At 73.2% G+C, this 17323-nt stretch carries 15 protein-coding genes and 1 riboswitch; of the genes, 8 read left to right on the top strand and 7 right to left on the bottom strand.

The annotated features are described in order from the left end of the window. Window positions 1-47 precede the first annotated feature (47 nt). Window positions 48-1718 carry a DUF5691 domain-containing protein gene (locus ACIGAN_RS33855; RefSeq protein WP_399863275.1) on the top strand — a complete coding sequence of 557 codons (1671 nt, stop codon included), beginning with the start codon at window positions 48-50 and terminating at the stop codon, window positions 1716-1718. Here ACIGAN_RS33855 and ACIGAN_RS33850 read toward each other — a convergent pair. Both ACIGAN_RS33850 and ACIGAN_RS33845 read right to left on the bottom strand, forming a co-directional pair. Continuing rightward, window positions 1715-1897: a hypothetical protein gene (locus ACIGAN_RS33850; RefSeq protein WP_399863272.1), complete on the bottom strand. Its 183-nt coding sequence runs from the start codon at window positions 1895-1897 to the stop codon at window positions 1715-1717. The genes ACIGAN_RS33855 and ACIGAN_RS33850 overlap by 4 nt on opposite strands. Window positions 1898-1984: 87 nt before the next feature. Further along, window positions 1985-2407, bottom strand: a complete 423-nt coding sequence (locus ACIGAN_RS33845; RefSeq protein ID WP_094054527.1) for a cobalamin B12-binding domain-containing protein — start codon at window positions 2405-2407, stop codon at window positions 1985-1987. 539 nt (window positions 2408-2946) lie between these two features. Here ACIGAN_RS33845 and ACIGAN_RS33840 point away from each other — a divergent pair. Both ACIGAN_RS33840 and ACIGAN_RS33835 read left to right on the top strand, forming a co-directional pair. Then, window positions 2947-3810 (top strand): esterase/lipase family protein, encoded by an 864-nt coding sequence (locus tag ACIGAN_RS33840; RefSeq protein ID WP_365735563.1) that lies wholly within the window; start codon window positions 2947-2949, stop codon window positions 3808-3810. A 372-nt stretch (window positions 3811-4182) separates the two neighbouring features. After that, window positions 4183-5721, top strand: coding sequence for a M23 family metallopeptidase (locus ACIGAN_RS33835; protein WP_399863269.1), 1539 nt, complete (start codon window positions 4183-4185; stop codon window positions 5719-5721). Window positions 5722-5863: 142 nt separating this feature from the next. Here ACIGAN_RS33835 and pcrA read toward each other — a convergent pair whose 3' ends face one another. Then, window positions 5864-8341, bottom strand: a complete 2478-nt coding sequence (pcrA, locus tag ACIGAN_RS33830; RefSeq protein ID WP_399863267.1) for a DNA helicase PcrA — start codon at window positions 8339-8341, stop codon at window positions 5864-5866. Between the two features lie 313 nt (window positions 8342-8654). Then, a riboswitch (cyclic di-AMP (ydaO/yuaA leader) is annotated at window positions 8655-8827 on the top strand. 7 nt (window positions 8828-8834) lie between these two features. On the opposite strand from pcrA, the gene ACIGAN_RS33825 reads away from it, so the two are divergent. Then, window positions 8835-10010: a C40 family peptidase gene (locus ACIGAN_RS33825; RefSeq protein WP_365735569.1), complete on the top strand. Its 1176-nt coding sequence runs from the start codon at window positions 8835-8837 to the stop codon at window positions 10008-10010. A 77-nt stretch (window positions 10011-10087) separates the two neighbouring features. Continuing rightward, window positions 10088-11032, top strand: a complete 945-nt coding sequence (locus ACIGAN_RS33820) for a hypothetical protein (protein ID WP_399863265.1) — start codon at window positions 10088-10090, stop codon at window positions 11030-11032. Here the strand turns inward: ACIGAN_RS33820 and ACIGAN_RS33815 are convergent. Then, window positions 11010-11363, bottom strand: coding sequence for a hypothetical protein (locus ACIGAN_RS33815; RefSeq protein WP_365093214.1), 354 nt, complete (start codon window positions 11361-11363; stop codon window positions 11010-11012). The genes ACIGAN_RS33820 and ACIGAN_RS33815 overlap by 23 nt on opposite strands. A gap of 422 nt (window positions 11364-11785) precedes the next feature. On the opposite strand from ACIGAN_RS33815, the gene ACIGAN_RS33810 reads away from it, so the two are divergent. Next, window positions 11786-12841, top strand: a complete 1056-nt coding sequence (locus ACIGAN_RS33810; RefSeq protein ID WP_399863328.1) for a C40 family peptidase — start codon at window positions 11786-11788, stop codon at window positions 12839-12841. 54 nt (window positions 12842-12895) lie between these two features. Here ACIGAN_RS33810 and ACIGAN_RS33805 read toward each other — a convergent pair whose 3' ends face one another. Beyond that, a complete protein-coding gene (locus ACIGAN_RS33805) occupies window positions 12896-13627 on the bottom strand; it encodes a LuxR C-terminal-related transcriptional regulator (RefSeq protein ID WP_399863263.1) in 732 nt (243 codons plus the stop codon). Beyond that, window positions 13624-14916 (bottom strand): ATP-binding protein, encoded by a 1293-nt coding sequence (locus tag ACIGAN_RS33800; RefSeq protein ID WP_399863261.1) that lies wholly within the window; start codon window positions 14914-14916, stop codon window positions 13624-13626. The genes ACIGAN_RS33805 and ACIGAN_RS33800 overlap by 4 nt, the downstream gene beginning before the upstream one ends. Window positions 14917-15094: 178 nt before the next feature. Here ACIGAN_RS33800 and ACIGAN_RS33795 point away from each other — a divergent pair, with 178 nt between their 5' ends. After that, window positions 15095-16474 carry a PspC domain-containing protein gene (locus ACIGAN_RS33795; RefSeq protein ID WP_399863259.1) on the top strand — a complete coding sequence of 460 codons (1380 nt, stop codon included), beginning with the start codon at window positions 15095-15097 and terminating at the stop codon, window positions 16472-16474. Further along, window positions 16461-16700 carry a hypothetical protein gene (locus ACIGAN_RS33790; protein ID WP_399863256.1) on the top strand — a complete coding sequence of 80 codons (240 nt, stop codon included), beginning with the start codon at window positions 16461-16463 and terminating at the stop codon, window positions 16698-16700. The genes ACIGAN_RS33795 and ACIGAN_RS33790 overlap by 14 nt, the downstream gene beginning before the upstream one ends. 5 nt (window positions 16701-16705) lie before the next feature. On the opposite strand, the gene ACIGAN_RS33785 is transcribed toward ACIGAN_RS33790, so the two are convergent. Continuing rightward, the gene (locus tag ACIGAN_RS33785) at window positions 16706-17236 is read right to left on the bottom strand and encodes a DoxX family membrane protein (RefSeq protein WP_365093201.1); all 531 of its coding nucleotides are present in this window, start codon (window positions 17234-17236) and stop codon (window positions 16706-16708) included. Between the last annotated feature and the right edge of the window lie 87 nt (window positions 17237-17323).

The following is a 17323-nucleotide window of genomic DNA, read 5'->3' as shown; positions in this document are numbered from 1 at the left end:
AGGGCGAGCCTTCGACCACCTCCGGGCGCCCCACGGAAAGGAAGCTCATGACCAGGACCTCCGCTCCTGTGGACGCGCCCGTCGCGGGCGCCTGGGAGGGGCTCGTCACCACGGCACTGCTGGGCACGGACCGGCGCACCCCGCCGGGCACCGCCCCCGGACAGGACGCCCCGGTGGCCCTGCTGGACGCGGCGGCCGTGGAGACCGTCCGACGGCGGGCCGGCCTGCGTCCGGCGCGCGCGGCGCAGCGTCCGCGACCGGCCCCGGAGGACCGGCGTCCGCCGTTGCCCGCCGCTGCCGCCCGCAGACTCGCGATGCTGCTGGCCGACCGGCCCGGCACGTCCGGCGGCGGCCGCCGCGGTACCGCGCCCGATCTGATGGAGCTGCTGCCCCAGTGGCTGGCGGCGGCGAACGCCCGCGGCTTCGCCCCGCCCCCGCAGGTGCTGCCGGCGCTGCTGGACGCGGCCCGGGGACGGACGGACCTGCGCCCGGCGGCGCTGGAGTTCGCCGGACCGCGCGCCCTGTGGCTGGCCCGGCTGAACCCGGACTGGCGGTTCGCCCTGCGCGCGGCCCCGGGCGGCGGAGCGGCCCTGCCGCGCCCCGAGGACGACGACACCACGCGCCGGTTGTGGGAGGAGGGCCTGTTCGCCGAACGGGTCGCCCTCCTGTCCGCCCTGCGCTCCCGTGAACCGGCCGCCGCACGCGAGCTGCTCGCGTCGACGTGGACGACGGAGCGGGCCGAGGACCGGCTGATGTTCCTCGACTCCCTGCGCACGGGCCTCGGCCCGGACGACGAGCCGTTCCTGGAACAGGCCCTGGACGACCGCAGCCGCAACGTCCGGGCCACGGCGGCGGAACTGCTGTCGGCCCTGCCCGGTTCGGCGCTCGCGGCCCGGATGGCGGTCCGGGCGACGGCGTGCGTGGCCATCGACCACACGGGGACCGGCCGGACCGCGGGGACGCCTGCCCCCGTGATCGCCGTCGAGGCCCCGCACGAGTGCGACCTGGGCATGGAGCGCGACGGCGTCGTGCCGAAGGCCCCCGCGGGGCGGGGTGAGCGGTCCTGGTGGTTCGGTCAGCTGGTGGAGGCGGCACCGCTCGGCACGTGGTCGCGGCGGCTCGGCGGCCGGACGCCCCGGGAGATCGTGGCGCTGCCGGTGGCGGACGACTGGCAGGGCGAGCTGCACGCGGCGTGGTGCCGGGCCGCGGTGCGTCAGGGGGACGCCGAGTGGTCGCGCGCGCTGCTCGGCGAACCGTCCGCGCCGGAGGCGGGTGGCCCGGGCGCGGTGTCCCTGGCCGAGCGGGCCAAGCTGCTCGGCACGCTGGACGCCGCCGAACGGGCCGAGTGGGTGGCCGGTTTCATCGCGACGCACGGCCTGTCGGAGGCCTTCCAGCTGCTCGGCGTGTGCGCGGTGCCGTGGGCTCCGCCGCTCGGCCGCGCGGTGGTGGACGCGCTCAACATCGCGCGGGACGCGGGGAGTTATCCATGGAGTTTCAGCGGAGTCATGGGGCTGGCCGAGCGCTGCCTGGACCCGTCCGAGTCCGGCCGTCTCGACGCGCTGCTGGCCGTGCCCGACGAGCCGGAGGACGCGTCCCCGGGAGCCGGCGGCTACTGGGCGGAGGCCTTCCAGCGCCTGGTCACGACCCTGCGCCTGCGCGCGGCGATGATCGAGGAACTGGGCCCGGCGGGCCCGGCGGAGAACGCGAGCCCGGCCTAGAGCGCCACGACGCGCACCAGGCCGGCGATCCCGCCGGCACGCGCCGCGCCCCCGCGAGCCCGGGGCACGATCATGCCGATACGCATCGCGTCCACCCCCACCCGGGCCACGATCACCCCGGCCCGGCGCGCGACCTCACCGACCCAGGCCACCGCCGCCCGGGCTCGGGCCACAGTCACGCCGGCACCCGCACCCGCACCGGCACCGGCACCGGCACCGGCACCAAAAGCGGCAGCGGCCCCGGCCCGGGACCCGGCCGAATCGGCTCAGCCGCCGGAGGCAGCCGGCTGGCGTACGTTCGCCCGGACCCAGTCGACGATGGACTGCGTCGTCGCACCGGGCGTGAAGATCTCCGCGACGCCCTTCTCCTTCAGCGGGGCGATGTCCGCCTCGGGGATGATCCCGCCGCCGAAGACCAGGATGTCCGCCGCGTCCCGCTCCCGGAGCAGGTCGATCACCGCCGCGAAGAGGGTGTTGTGCGCGCCGGAGAGGATGGACAGCCCGATCGCGTCGGCGTCCTCCTGGATCGCCGTGTCGACGATCTGCTCGGGAGTCTGGTGGAGGCCGGTGTAGATGACCTCCATACCGGCGTCGCGCAGGGCCCGCGCGATCACCTTGGCCCCGCGATCGTGGCCGTCGAGCCCCGGCTTGGCCACCACCACGCGGATCGGACCGGCTGCCACACCCATCACTGCCTCCATGAAGCGACTACATCCATCCGTACGGACAAGTACCGCACACATCCGGCACGCCGTACACGCCACCCTGACACGGACGCGCCCCGAACCGCCCGGGGAAGTGAACGAACGTTATCTCCAGCATCCCGCAACCGGCAGTTTCGCGGTGCTGACCGAGGGGGAAATCACACGATGGGACAAGCGCAAGGGGAGCCGCAGGAAGGCCGCCGCACCGCCGCGCCACCCATCGCACCCAGCGGCGGTACGTCACTCCGGCGAAGGCACACAGGGCAAGCACCGCACGCACAGCTCGCAGGGCACGCACAGCAGGCAGGGCACGCACGGCGCACCAACGGGGAGCCACGTCACCGCGTAGACCGGGAACCCCGCCTCACCACCGCCGTCACACACGCCACCTGCCGCGCGCGTTCCTCGCAGCTCACGCGGCTCGCGCCACTCGCCCGGTCGTCGCCGGCCGTCTTCGCCGCTGCTTTCCACGAGTGCACTCGGGGGGCCATGCCGTCCTCCCGTGTGCCGACAGGAGGTCGGCCATGAAGGTCACCGGGGCGGCTGCGCCTCTTCTTCCGTTCTGCCGGGGCCTGCTGCCGAACCGCCTGGCGGGACTGTCCATGGCACTCCTGAAGGCCACCGCCCTGGAGATCGCGATCCTGGCCGGGCACCTCCTGCTCTACCCCTCCGGCATCGCGCAGGAGCGGCGCGGCCCCGCCCCGGCCCTGCCCGCCGACGGTGCGGCCCAGCTGCCGACGGAGGCCAAGCCCCCGGTGGTGCTGCTGCACGGCTTCATCGACAACCGGTCGGTCTTCGTCCTGCTGCGCCGGAGTCTCGCCCAGCACGGCAGGCAGCAGATCGAGTCCCTCAATTACTCGCCGCTGACCTGCGACATACGCGCCGCGGCCGAGTTGCTCGGCCGGCACATCGAGGAGATCTGCGAGCGCACCGGAGCCCGGCGGGTCGATGTGGTCGGGCACAGCCTCGGCGGACTGATAGCGCGTTACTACGTGCAGCGGCTCGGCGGCGACACGCGCGTGCGGACCCTGGTGACCCTCGGCACGCCGCACTCGGGCACCCGGGTGGCGCCCTTGGCCGACGCGCACCCCATCGTGCGCCAGATGCGCCCCGGCTCGCCGGTGCTCGAGGAGCTCACTCGGCCCGCCCCGGGCTGTCGAACGCACTTCGTGAGCTTCTGGAGCGACCTCGACCACGTGATGGATCCGCTGGAGTCGGCCTGCATCGACCATCCCGATCTGACGGCGCAGAACGTACAGGTCACCGGCATCGGCCACCTCGCCCTGCCCGTGCACCCCGCCGTCGCCAACGGGATACGGCAGGTTCTCGACACGGCCCGCCCGGGCGAACCGTCCACCGGCCACGCCGGAGGCGCGACGGTGGCCTGACGGGGTGCCTGACTCGGGCCTGACGCAAGTCCTCACGGTGGACCGACGACAACCCGACGGTGCGCCGAAGACCGCTCGAACCGGTCCGCCCGACGGCCACCCCACCACACGGTCGGGCGACAGTCGGCCCGTGGCCGTCACACCCGGCGCGCGGACTCGTCATACAGATGACACACCGCTCCGCATCACCCAACAGCCTCGAACAAACTTCGAACACAGAGCCAAACTCGCGCCCGCAGTCCGCCAAAACACGGCCGAATGCCCGTTTCCTGCGCGCGCGAAACCTGCCGAAGATTGTCGTGCCCGCGTACCGCCGGGTACAGTCGCCGCACTGCTCTGGCAGCCCCTGTTGTCGAGGCGAAAGAGAAGTTGGTGAACGACCGTCACCCGTCGGGGACCATGACCCCGGCTCCGGCTTCCGACGCCGCCTCGGCGCCCTACGCGTCGTACGGCACCCAGGAAGCCCCGTACGGCGACTTCACCACGTACGGCGACTACGCCGCCACCGGTTTTGATCCCGCCGGCACGGACGGCGCCGGCTTCGACGCCACCGGCCACACCACCGCGAGCTTCGCCGCCGACCCCCTCTTCGGCGACATGCCGGGCAGCGGTCAGGACACGGGCACGTACGACACCGGCCACTGGCCCACGGGTGCGCACGAGAACCCGCACCACGACGCGTACGCGGCCCAGCACCACGCCGCCTACGACACCGGCGTCTACGACACCGGCTCCTGGCACACCGAGCAGCAGCCCCTGTCGGCCATCCCGCCGCAGGCCCCGCCCTCCGACGCCACCGGCCAGTGGGAGACGGGTGCTTGGCTCCAGCCGGACCAGTCCGGCAACCCGGGCGACCGGACCCAGCAGTGGGAATGGGGCACGCAGGCTTTCGACACGGGTGCCTTCGACGCCACGCAGTGGAACTCCGACGGCACCGCCGCACCCGCCCCGGACGCCTACGAGCAGCATGGCGAAACCTTCGAGCAGCACGAGCCGGTCGCCTTCGATCAGCGCGAGACCGCGACGTTCGAGCAGGTCGCCTACGAGGAATCCGCCGAGGCCGGCCACCACGAGCCGGACGCGACCGGCGAACTGCCCACCGTCGCCCCGCTCCTGGACGGCCAGGAAGAGGTCGAGCCCCCCGCTTCGCGCGCGGCTTCGCGCGCCGGCTCCCGTTCCCGCCGCCGTACGCCGCCCAAGCGCTCGGCGCTGATGACCATCGCGGTGCCCTCGGCGTGTGTGATGGGCGTGGCCGGGATCGCGGCCGCCTCCGTCGGCAGTCTCACGGAGGACAGCGCGGCGGAGGCGCACACCACCGCGGCGGACGTGCAGCCGGTGCAGCCGGCCGCGGCCAACAACAAGCTCGACACCCAGTTGCAGAGCCTCGCCGCCGGGGCCGACGACTTCGCCGACCGGGCCAGCCGTACGCAGGAGCGCATCGACCTCAAGGCCCAGCAGGCCGCCGAGCGCAAGCGGGCGGCGGAGGAAGCGGCCCGCAAGGAGCGGCTGCGCCCGAAGTTCGCCCTGCCGGTCGCGCAGCACGGACTGAGCGCCTACTACGGCCAGTCCGGCATCAACTGGATGTCCCTGCACACCGGCATCGACTTCCCCGTCTCCTACGGCACGACGGTGATGGCCGCGACCGACGGCACCGTGCGCACCCAGTGGAACAGCGCGTACGGCAACATGATGATCGTGACCGCGAAGGACGGCACGGAGACGTGGTACTGCCACCTCTCCACGTACACGGTCGCCTCGGGGACGACCGTCAAGGCCGGGGACCCGATCGCGCGCTCCGGCAACTCCGGCAACTCGACCGGCCCGCACCTGCACTTCGAGGTGCGTCCCGCGGGCGGCTCGGCGATCGACCCCCTCTCGTGGCTGCGCAGCCACGGCGTCGACCCGACGTAAGGCCGCCCCGACCCCGCGGGCGCGTCACGCCGCCCCGGCCCCCAGCACCTGACGCAGCCCGCCCCCGCAAGCGGGGCGGGCAAACACGACGGCCCCCGCCGGGCGGACCGGCGAAGGCCGGCGACCCGCCCGGCTCACCGGACTACAGCTTCTCCACCGGCGCGTACCGCAGCAGCAGCCGCTTGGGTTTGGTGTCGCCGAAGTCGATCGTCGCCTCGGCGTTCGCGCCGGTTCCCTTGACCGCCACGACCGTCCCGAGACCGAACTGGTCGTGCGTGACCCGGTCCCCGACCGCCAGCCCCACCACCGGCTTCTCGGCCGTACGGCGGGTGGCGAAGCCGGACGCGCCCGAGGCGGACGAGCGCGAGCGGGACGACGACAGCGAGGCCGCGACGGCGGAGACGGGACCGGAGGACGCGGGGCCGGTGGCGCCCGTGCGCTTCCACTCCACGTGGGCCGGCGGGATCTCCTCCAGGAACCGGGAGGGCGGGTTGTACGAGGGCTGGCCCCAGGCGCTGCGCAGCGTGGAGCGGGTCAGGTAGAGCCGCTCCCGCGCGCGGGTGATGCCGACGTAGGCCAGGCGCCGCTCCTCCTCCAGTTCCTTGGTCTGGCCGAGGGCGCGCATGTGCGGGAAGACGCCGTCCTCCATGCCGGTGAGGAAGACGACCGGGAACTCCAGGCCCTTGGCGGTGTGCAGCGTCATGAGCGTGATGACGCCGTCGCCGTCCTCCTCGTCGGGGATCTGGTCGGAGTCGGCGACCAGCGCGACCTGTTCGAGGAAGTCGGCCAGCGTGCTCTGCTCGCCCTCGCCGCGTTCCTGCTCGAACTCCATGGCGACGGCGGCGAGTTCCTGGAGGTTCTCGATCCGGGTCTCGTCCTGCGGGTCGGTGGAGGCCTGCAGCTCGGCGAGGTAGCCGGTGCGCTCCAGGACGGCCTCCAGCACCGTGGCCGGTCCGGCGCCGGACTCGACGATCGTGCGGAGGTCCTCCATCAGCGTGTTGAACCGCTTGACGGCGTTGGTGGAGCGCGCGGCCATGCCGTAGGCCTCGTCGACGCGCTTGAGCGCCTGCGGGAAGCTGATCTTCTCGCGCTGGGCGAGGGCGTCGATCATCGCCTCGGCCCGGTCGCCGATGCCCCGCTTGGGGACGTTGAGGATCCGGCGCAGCGGCACCGAGTCCTCCGGGTTGGCCAGGACGCGCAGGTAGGCCAGGACGTCCCGGACCTCCTTGCGCTCGTAGAAGCGGACGCCGCCGACGACCTTGTAGGGCAGGCCGACGCGGATGAAGACCTCTTCGAAGACACGGGACTGGGCGTTGGTGCGGTAGAAGACCGCGACGTCGCCCGCCTTCGCCTCGCCGGCGTCCGTGAGGCGGTCTATCTCGTCGGCGACGAACTGGGCCTCGTCGTGCTCGGTGTCGGCGACGTAGCCGGTGATCAGCGCGCCCGCGCCCGCGTTGGTCCACAGGTTCTTGGGGCGGCGGGACTCGTTGCGCTCGATGACCGCGTTGGCGGCGCTGAGGATCGTCTGCGTGGAGCGGTAGTTCTGCTCCAGCAGGATCGTCGTCGCGTTCGGGTAGTCCTCCTCGAACTGGAGGATGTTGCGGATCGTCGCGCCGCGGAAGGCGTAGATCGACTGGTCGGCGTCGCCGACGACGCACAGCTCGGCGGGCGGGATCTCGGCCTCCGGCGGTACGTCCACGGGGTGCTCGGCGGTGCCGACCAGCTCGCGGACCAGGGCGTACTGCGCGTGGTTGGTGTCCTGGTACTCGTCGACCAGGACGTGCCGGAAGCGGCGGCGGTAGTGCTCGGCGACGTCCGGGAAGGCGCGCAGCAGGTTGACCGTGGTCATGATCAGGTCGTCGAAGTCCAGGGCGTTCGCCTCGCGCAGCCGCGACTGGTAGAGGGCGTAGGCCTGGGCGAGGGTCTTCTCGAAGCCGTCGGTGGCCTGGGCGGCGAAGTCCTCCTCGTCGATCAACTCGTTCTTCAGGTTGCTGATCTTGGCGCTGAACGACTTCGGCGGGAAGCGCTTGGGGTCGAGGTCCAGGTCGCGGCAGACCAGGGCCATCAGGCGCTTGGAGTCGGCGGCGTCGTAGATCGAGAAGGAGGACGTGAAGCCGAGCCGCTTGCTCTCGCGGCGGAGGATGCGCACGCAGGCGCTGTGGAACGTCATGACCCACATGGCGTTGGCGCGGGGGCCGACGAGCTGCTCGACGCGCTCCTTCATCTCGCCCGCGGCCTTGTTGGTGAAGGTGATCGCGAGGATCTGGCCGGGGTGGACGTCCCGCTCGGCGAGCAGGTGCGCGATGCGGTGCGTGAGCACGCGGGTCTTTCCGGAGCCGGCGCCGGCCACGATGAGCAGCGGGGAGCCGGAGTGCACGACGGCGGCGCGCTGGTTGTCGTTCAGCCCGTCCAGCAGCGCGGCGGAGTCGATCACGGGGCGGGGGGCGCCGTCCCGGTAGTGGGTGTCCCGGTCCGGCGGCACGTCGAACTTCCCGCCGAACAGATCGTCCGGGATCGACTCCGGAACGTGATCGTCCTCGGGCGGCGGCGGGGGCTCGTCCGCGGGGCCCCGCTGGGCCTGGAGACTCGCCAGGAAGTTGTCGTCAAAGAGGCTGCTCATCGCTCTCCGAGTCTAGGGCGCCCCACTGACAGCCCGCCGCCGCCCCGAGAACATCGCCCCGGAACCGGGCCTTCGTGCCCGGTCGCCGGGCCGCCGTCGCCGTCCGGAATGGCGTGATCACGCCGCGCGACACCGGGCCCGATTCGGGACGACTCAGGACCAATTACCCCCACTCCCTCACGCTCAGCGATGCTCCGACGTAAGGTCACGAAAATGTATCGGGCATATCACCCATCAACCTTCACAGGCGCCACACGAGTTGGCTACGGTGCGACCGGGCCGCATGACCCCCACCGGCGAACGTCGCCGGGCCGCGCGGCCTCCGCCGAGTCCGGTGTGCCGCAGCGGCAGCCGGAGCCGGGGACCCACCGAGAACCTGGGGTGAATCGGCCCGACTCCCTCCCCGGGAAGGCCGTAGGGCAACCCTTCCGAACCACCCGCCCGAACCCGACAGCTAACCCGGTAGGCGGAACCTTGGAAGGAGTCGCCTCCCTTGGCGTCGCACCGTAAGTCGCGTCCTTCGGGCACGCGCGTGGCAGGCATACGGACCCCCGCCCTCGCAACGGCGGCCCTCACCTCCGTCGCCCTGCTGTCCCAGTCGGCCAACGCCGCCCCCGAGGCCGACGGCAAGCCCAGCCTGGAGGAGGTCGAGAAGAAGGTCGACGACCTGTACCGCCAGGCCGAGTCGGCGACCGACAAGTACAACGCGGCCAAGGAGAAGACCGCGAAGCAGCGCAAGCGCGTCGGCACCCTCCTCGACGACGTCGCCGAGCGCACCGAGAAGCTCAACGAGGCCCGCCAGAAGCTCGGTTCCTTCGCCGCCGCCCAGTACCGCACCGGCGCCGCCGCACCGGACACCGCCACGTTCCTGCTCGCGGACACCCCGCAGGACTACGTCGACCAGTCCCAGCTGATGGACCGGATGACCGGCCGCCAGAAGGGCGCGGTCGACGACTACGTCACCCAGCAGTCCGAGACGATGCGCAAGCGCCAGGAGGCCACCGAGAGCCTGCGGACGCTCACCGCGTCGCAGAGCGATCTGAAGACGGCCAAGGCCACCGTCCAGCGCAAGCTCGCCGCCGCCCGCGACCTGCTGTCGCAGCTGACCGCCGAGGAGAAGGCGCGGCTCGCGGCGATCGAGCAGGAGAAGCGGGCGGAGGCCGCCCGCAGGGCCGCCGAGCTGGCCCGCGAGCAGGCCGCGCGGGACAAGGCCCGGGAAGAGGCCGCCCAGCGGCAGGACAGCGCCCCGTCGGGCACCGCCGCGGGCCCCGCCTCCCCGACGTCCCCGGTCCCGGCCGGCTCCTCGTACGCCACCAAGGCGGGCAAGGCGCTGGCCTTCGCCCGCGCCCAGATCGGCAAACCGTACGTGTGGGGCGCCGTCGGCCCCGGCTCCTACGACTGCTCCGGCCTCACCCAGGCCGCGTGGAAGGCCGCCGGGGTCACCCTCCCGCGCACGACCTACGACCAGGTCGACGCCGGCACCACCGTCCCGCTGTCCCGTGCCCAACCCGGTGACCTGGTGTTCTTCTACGACGACATCACCCACGTCGGCCTCTACATCGGCAACGGCATGATGATCCACGCCCCGAAGCCGGGCGCGTACGTGCGCGAGGAGTCGGTCTACTACGACGGCGAGTCGGCCGTCCACAGCGTGGTGCGGCCGGCCTGAGGGGTCCCGTGCGTTTTTGAGGGGCACGCGCGCGTGCCCCTCACCCAACCCGCGCGCCGCTCTCTAGCATCGGCGCTATGCCCGGCCCCTCCCGGTTCGCCACCTTGTGGGCGACCTACGCGCTGACCGCCGGCACCCTGTCGGCAGGTCTCGACTCGGCGGGGTACGGAGTCCTCTCCCGCATCGCCCTCGTCCCGGCCTGCGCGGCCTGGCTGGGGACCGTGGCGTACGTCGTGCTGCGACTGCCGCGGGCCGCGTGGCGGGCGCAGGCACCGGCCGCCCACACCTTCACCGCGGCCACCGCCCTGCTCGGCGCCGGTGTCTCGGCGGCCGGCCGGCAGACGCCCGCCGCGGCGCTGCTCGCGCTCGCGGCACTGCTCTGGACGCTGCTGCTCGCCGCCGGGGATCCGGGCCGCGGCGGGACCGTGTTCCTGCGCTGCGTGGCCACCCAGGGGCTCGCCGTGCTCGGCGCCACGCTCGCCGCGGCCGAGTCGGTGGCCTGGCCCGCCCACGCCGCCATGGTGCTGTTCTGGCTGGGGCTGATCCGGTACGGCTTCGCCCTGTTCCGCTTCGCCCCGCGCGAAGTGACCGACGGGCTCGGGGACCACTGGCTCGCGGGCGGCGCGCTCGCCGTCTCGGCACTGGCCGGGGCGCGGCTCCTCAGCGCCGGCAGCGGCCGCCTGTACGTGTGGAACGACGACGATCACACCGTCCTCAGCCGGGTCACCGTCGCCCTGCTGGTGCTCACCCTGGTGTGCTGGGTCGCCCTGCTCACCGCCGAGCTGATGTGGCCCCGGCACGGCTTCGACGTGCGCCGCTGGGCCGGTGTCTTCGGCGCGGCCGTGACGGCGGCCGCGACGCTGGCCGTCGCCGCCGCCCTGGACGCCCCCTGGCTCGACGCCGTCGGCCGGGCACTGCTGTGGCTCGCGGTGGCGCTGTGGCTGGCGTGCACCGCCCGGACGGCAGCGGCGGTCCGCGCCGGGTCAGGTCCCGCCGGGGTCAGGTCCACAGGACGGCGATGAAGACGTTCGCCGCCGTCAGCAGCCCGACCAGGCCGAACAGGCCCTTGTCCACCTTCTCGTCGTCCCGTTTCACGTAGACCAGGCCCAGGATCACGATCAGCAGGGCCAGCTTCACGCCGATCTTGATGTTGTTCACGGACTGGTCGTCGGCCTGGTTGAGCCCGACCAGGATCACCCCGGTGACCAGCATCGTCAGGGCGCCGTGCAGCATCGCGGGGGTGTAGCGGGCGGTGCCCCGGCCCATCGCCTTCAGCTGGGTGAGGAAGCCGCCCAGGAGCGCGGCGATGCCGATGATGTGCAGACCGACGAAGAGGTGGATGAGTACGTCCATGGGGCCGGAGCCTAATCAGGGGCCCCGGCGCCGCCGGACACCGGCCCACCGGTGCATATATGCGCCATAGCACCCGATCACCGTCACTCGCCCGGGAAATCCACGCATCGGTCATCACGCTGAGTCGAGTGGACGGCGCCCCGGAGGCTTCACGGTCACATACGGTCACCGCCGGTCCTCTCGAAACACTTCCGCGCACCCGCCCCCGGCCCCGCACGCCCAGGTTTAGCGTCCTCCACCAGGTGCCCGGCTCCCCACCGCCGCCCGGGCCAGGGGCGGCAGTCGGACACCACCGCCGAGAAGGTCCGGCGGCGGCCCGCTTCCCCTGTGCGGGCCGTCGCCGGACGCGCGCAGGCCGCTGTCCGCTCCCCCGACGGCCGTACGCACCCACCGGCGGTCGAGGAAAGGACGTGGCCGGAAGAGTGGCAGCGCACCGCAAGCCCCGACAGCGCTCGACAGGTGGCGGCACGGCCCGCACGGCCGCCACGATCGCCCTCGCGGGCGCGGCGACGGCGACGGGCTTCGACGGGACCGGACACGCCGAACCGCAGCTCACCCCCGGCCAGGTCAAGGCCGAGGTGGACCGGCTGTACCGGGAGGCGGAGGTCGCCACCGAGAAGTACAACGGCGCGAAGGAGAAGGCCGAGGCGGCCGGGCAGCGCCTGAAGGGACTCCAGGACCAGGCGGCCCGCAAGGAGGAACGGCTCAACACGGCCCGCGACGCCCTGGGCGCGGTCGCGTCGGCCCAGTACCGCGGCGGCGGCCTGGATCCCGCGCTGCAACTCGCCCTGTCCGACGACCCCGACCGCTACCTGGACAACGCCGAGTTCGTCGAACGCGCCGGCAACCGGCAGCGGTCCGCCGTCGCGGGCGTGCGCAAACGGCTCCGGGAGATCGAGCAGCTGCGCGGCGCCGCCCACATCGAGCTGACCTCCCTGAAGTCACGGCAGTCGGAGCTGCGGCGGCACAAGAAGACGGTCACCGGCAAACTCGGCACGGCACGGCGGCTGCTGTCCCGGCTCACCGCCGAGGAACGCGCCCGGCTCGACGGGTCCCCCCGCGCCTCCCGGACCCCGGGGGCGCGGGACACCCTGGCGGCACCCGGTCCGGCCGCCTCCCGGGCACCCCACTCCCGCGCGGCCGCGGCCGTCTCCTACGCCTACCAGAAGCTCGGCAGCCCCTACGTCTGGGGCGCGACCGGCCCGAACGCCTTCGACTGCTCGGGCCTCGTCCAGGCCGCGTACCGCTCCGCCGGCGTCGCCCTGCCCCGCACGACCTACTCCCAGATCGACGCGGGCCGGCGCGTCTCCCGCTCCGAACTCCTCCCCGGCGACCTGGTGTTCTTCTACGCCGGCATCAGCCACGTCGGCATCTACGTGGGCAACGGGCAGATGATCCACGCCCCCAACCCGTCCGCCCCGGTCCGCCTCGCCCCGCTCGACGAGATGCCGTACGCGGGCGCCACCCGGGTGGTCTGAGCCGGCCGGACCCCGCCGCCCGGGCGGCCCCCGGGTGGCGCGGCCGCGTCGGCGTCACACCAGCCGGCGGGCCGTCGCCCAGCGCGTCAGCTCGTGACGGTTGGAGAGCTGGAGCTTGCGCAGGACCGCCGAGACGTGCGACTCGACCGTCTTCACGGAGATGAACAGCTGCTTGGCGATCTCCTTGTACGCGTAGCCCCGGGCGATCAGCCGCAGCACCTCGCGCTCGCGCTGGGTCAGGCGGTCCAGGTCCTCGTCGATCGGCGGCGCGTCCGTGGAGGCGAAGGCGTCCAGGACGAACCCGGCCAGCCGCGGGGAGAACACCGCGTCGCCCTCCTGGACGCGGAAGATGGAGTCCACGAGGTCCGTGCCGGTGATCGTCTTGGTGACGTAGCCGCGGGCCCCGCCGCGGATCACGCCGATCACGTCCTCCGCCGCGTCCGACACGGACAGCGCCAGGAAGCGCACCGGCTGCTCGGCGTCGCCCATCAACGGGGCGCAGCGCCGCAGCACTTCCACCCCGCCACCGCCCGGCAGGTGCACGTCGAGGAGGACCACCTCGGGCCGGGTCGCGGTGATGACCGTGACCGCCTGGTCGACGTCCGCCGCCTCACCGACGACCTCGACGCCGGTCTGCTCGGTCTGCCCGATCTCGGCCTGGACGCCCGTGCGGAACATGCGGTGGTCGTCGACGAGGACCACGCGCACGTGCCGCCCGCCCGACTCCGCGGGCCCGGCCGCCTGTGCCGCTCCCGCCGTACCGTTCGCCTCGGTCGGGTCGCTCATGACGTCTTCTCCGCCCTCTCCATCTCCAGCTCGACCTCCGTGCCGCCGTCCGGCACCGCGCGCAGCCGCGCCGTACCGCCGTTGCGCTCCATGCGGCCGATGATCGATTCTCTGACACCCATCCGGTCGGCGGGTATCGAGTCGAGGTCGAAGCCGGGTCCGCGGTCCCGGACGGACACGAAGACCGTCTTCCCCTCGACCTCGGCGTAGACCTGTACGGCTCCTCCCTCGCCACCGTACTTGGCGGCGTTCACCATCGCTTCGCGCGCGGCCTGCATCTGTGCGGCGACTCTCTCGTCGAGCGGGCAGTCCCCCACCACCACGACCTCGATGGGCACGCCGTGCTTGTCCTCCACCTCGGCCGCGTTGCGCCGGACCGCGTCGGCGAGGGTCGTGGGCTCGTCGGCCTCGTCCTTGCCCGTGCCCTCGGGCTTGTACAGCCAGGTGCGCAGGTCGCGCTCCTGGGCGCGGGCGAGGCGGCGCACCTCGCCGGCGTTCTCCGCGTTGCGCTGGATCAGGGTGAGCGTGTGCAGCACCGAGTCGTGCACATGGGCGGCGACCTCCGCGCGCTCCTGGGCCCGGATGCGCATCAGCCGCTCCTCGGACAGGTCCTGCGTCATGCGGACCAGATACGGGCCCGCCAGCAGCGTAATCCCCACGAGGACCGCGAGGGCCGCCTGCAGGACGGAACCGAGGTGGGCGGCGGAGCCCTGCAGGACGAAGATGCCGGAGACGCCGGCCGTCACCAGCAGCACACCGGCCACCGAGCGCAGCAGCGTGACCGTACGGCGGCGGCGGCCGACCTCGGCCCAGCGGGCCCGGCGGGCGTTGTCCGCCTGCCGCCACACCAGGGCGACACCCGCGCCCACGAGGACCATGGGCCACAGGTAGGCGCGGGCCCCGCCGCCGAGGTTCACATTGCCCACGAAGACCATGGCCACCACGACCATGAGGAGCAGGGCCACGATCTGGCCCTTGTCGGGCCGGCGCGTGACCAGCTTGCGCCGCCCGTCGGGCGAGGTCTCCGTGGTGACCAGCGAGGACGGCCGCTGCGCGTCGACCCCGCCGACGCCCAGCGGGACGAAGAACCAGAACGCGGCGTACAGCAGCGCACCGAGACCGTCGGCCATGAACAGGCCGACGAAGACCAGCCGGACCCAGATCACGGGCAGCCCGAGATGCCCGGCGAGCCCCCGCGCCACGCCTCCCAGCCAGCGTCCGTCGCTGCTGCGGTAGAGCTTGCGCGGCGGCCGCGGCTCGGCGAGTGGCGCTGCTGCGGCTTCCGACATGCCACTGATGGTCACATGGGCGCGGGGCCGGAGCATCAGGGTCTGCCCCGGAGACTCCCCTGATCTCGGCGACCGGCCCGTCGAACGCTTCCCGGGCCCGTCTCTCAGGGCCGATATCAGGGTCCGGCCAGGGTCGTTCCGACTGCCGCCGCGGCGCCGCGCCCGTCACCATGGACCCATGACCGATCACGAGCACGCCGCGACGGGCCCGCGGCAGGCGGGCGCGGGCGACCGGGGAGGAGCGCCCGACCCGGCCGGCCCGGCCGCGGAAGCCGTCCCGCCCGGGCCGCCCCACGGTTTCCGCCGCGACCGCCGCCACAAGATGCTGGCGGGTGTGTGCGCCGGGCTCGGGCGGCAGTGCGACATGGACCCGGTCATCTTCCGCATCACCCTCGCCGTCCTCTCCGCCACCGGCGGCATCGGCCTGATCTTCTACGGCTTCGCCTGGCTCTTCGTCCCCTACGACGACGAGGACGAGAACGAGGTGCGCAAGCTGCTCACCGGCCGCGTCGACGGCCAGGCCCTGACGGCCGTGCTGTTCGCGCTGGTCGGCTGCGGCGTGTTCCTGACGATGCTGAGGAACGGCGGCGTGCTCACCTTCGCCGTCGTCCTCTCCCTGCTCCTCGCGGGCGCCGGGTACTGGTCCCGGCAGCGCGGCGCCCCCAGCCCCGATCCGCTGGCCGCCCAGGCGGCCGCCGACGCCCCGCCGGAGCCACAGGCCCCGCCGGTCCTGGCCACCTACCCCTCCTGGTGGCGCGACCCCATCGTCAAGGACGGCACGCACATCGGGGGCACGGGCTACCTCTGGGGTCCCCGCGACACCCGCGACCTCGACATGGCGGCGGCCGTCAACATCGGCCTGGGCACCCGCCCACGCGCCCGTGCGGACAGACCCGCCCCGCACGCCCGGCCTCCCGGGCCGCGCGGCCCCCGCTCGATCGGCGGCTGGGTCTTCCTGCTGGCCGTCCTCGCGGGCGCCCTCGGCACGAGCCGGACCTGGGGCACGCACCCGCTCGGCCCCAGCCTGCAGACCGGCCTGGCGTGCGCCCTCGCCGTCTTCGGGCTGGGCATCGCGGTCAGCGCCTTCCTGGGCCGGACCGGGGCGGGCTCCGTCCTCCTGGCGATCATCACGGCCGGCCTGCTCACCGCCTCGGCGGCCGTACCCGAGGACATCGGCACCCGGTGGAACCGCACCACCTGGCAGCCCACGACGGCGGCGGACGTACGGCAGCGGTACGACCTGGGCACCGGCGTGGGCACGCTGGACCTGACCCGGCTGGACCTGGCCGCGGACCAGACCGTGACCACCCGCGCGGATGTCGGCGTGGGCCGGGTGAGGGTGCTGGTGCCGCAGGACGTGACCGTGCGGCTGAGGGTCGACGTGGGGGTGGGCGACCTGCAGCTGCCGGGCGACGACCCGAAGGACGTGGACGTGAAACCGGGCCGGCACGAGGAGATGACCCTCTCCCCCGCCCGGGGCGCCAAGAAGGCGGGCACCGTCGACCTGGACCTCCAGGTCGGCGTGGGACAGGCGGAGGTGACCCGTGACGCGTCATGAAGTCCAGCCGGGAAAGCTGATCGCCGGCGCGGTCCTCACGCTGGTCGGCATCCTCTACGCCGGTGACGCCGACGGGGCCTGGGAGACCCCGTGGTTCGTGGCGATCCCCCTGGTCACGGGCGGGCTGTGCCTGGCGGGCGCGGTGGCGTTCGTGACGGGCCGCGCGCGCCGCCGCCGGTCGGCCCGCACGGCCTCCGACGGCACCGGCCCGGACCTGGCGACATGACGGCGTTACCGGTACTCGCCCCGCCGCTGCCGTCGCCGCGCCCGCAACGCGGCGTCCACGGACAGCAGGGGGGCGCCCGCCAGGACGAGCGGGATCCAGGCCATGAGGTAGGCGAGGTCGTTGCCGTAGTAGTACGGGTCGGAGGCCCAGCTCACGGTGAGCCACAGGCTGAGGGAGATGAGCGCGCCGCCGAGTGCGGCCAGCCGGGCCAGAAGGCCGAGCAGGGTGCCGATGCCGACGGCCAGTTCCCCGAAGGCGATGGCGTAGCCGAAGCCGACGGGGTTCTTCAGGGAGAGGTCGACCAGGGCCGGGATGGCGGAGGAGTCCCGGACGGCGCGCATCATGTCGCCGATCGACCCCGACCCGGCTTCCTTCATGAAGGCGCTGTCGGTGAGTTTGTCCAGGCCGGCGTAGATGAAGGTGACGCCGAGGAAGAGGCGCAGAGGGAGCAGGGCATAGCGGACGGCGGTGTCCCGCCAGTCCCCCCTGCCGTCGGGGTAGGGGGTGTGCGTGTCCGTTCTCATGCTGTGCGTCATCGCTGCGTAGCCGCCTCTCGCCCGCCGGTGCCGAGACCCCCTCAACAGACCATACGTACGACGAACGGACCGGGCTCAATCCTGCGC

The organism is Streptomyces sp. NPDC085931 (assembly GCF_044540565.1).
Taxonomy (GTDB): domain Bacteria; phylum Actinomycetota; class Actinomycetes; order Streptomycetales; family Streptomycetaceae; genus Streptomyces.
Note: the sequence above shows the minus strand (reverse complement) of the source record. Positions and strands in the feature narration are given on the sequence as shown.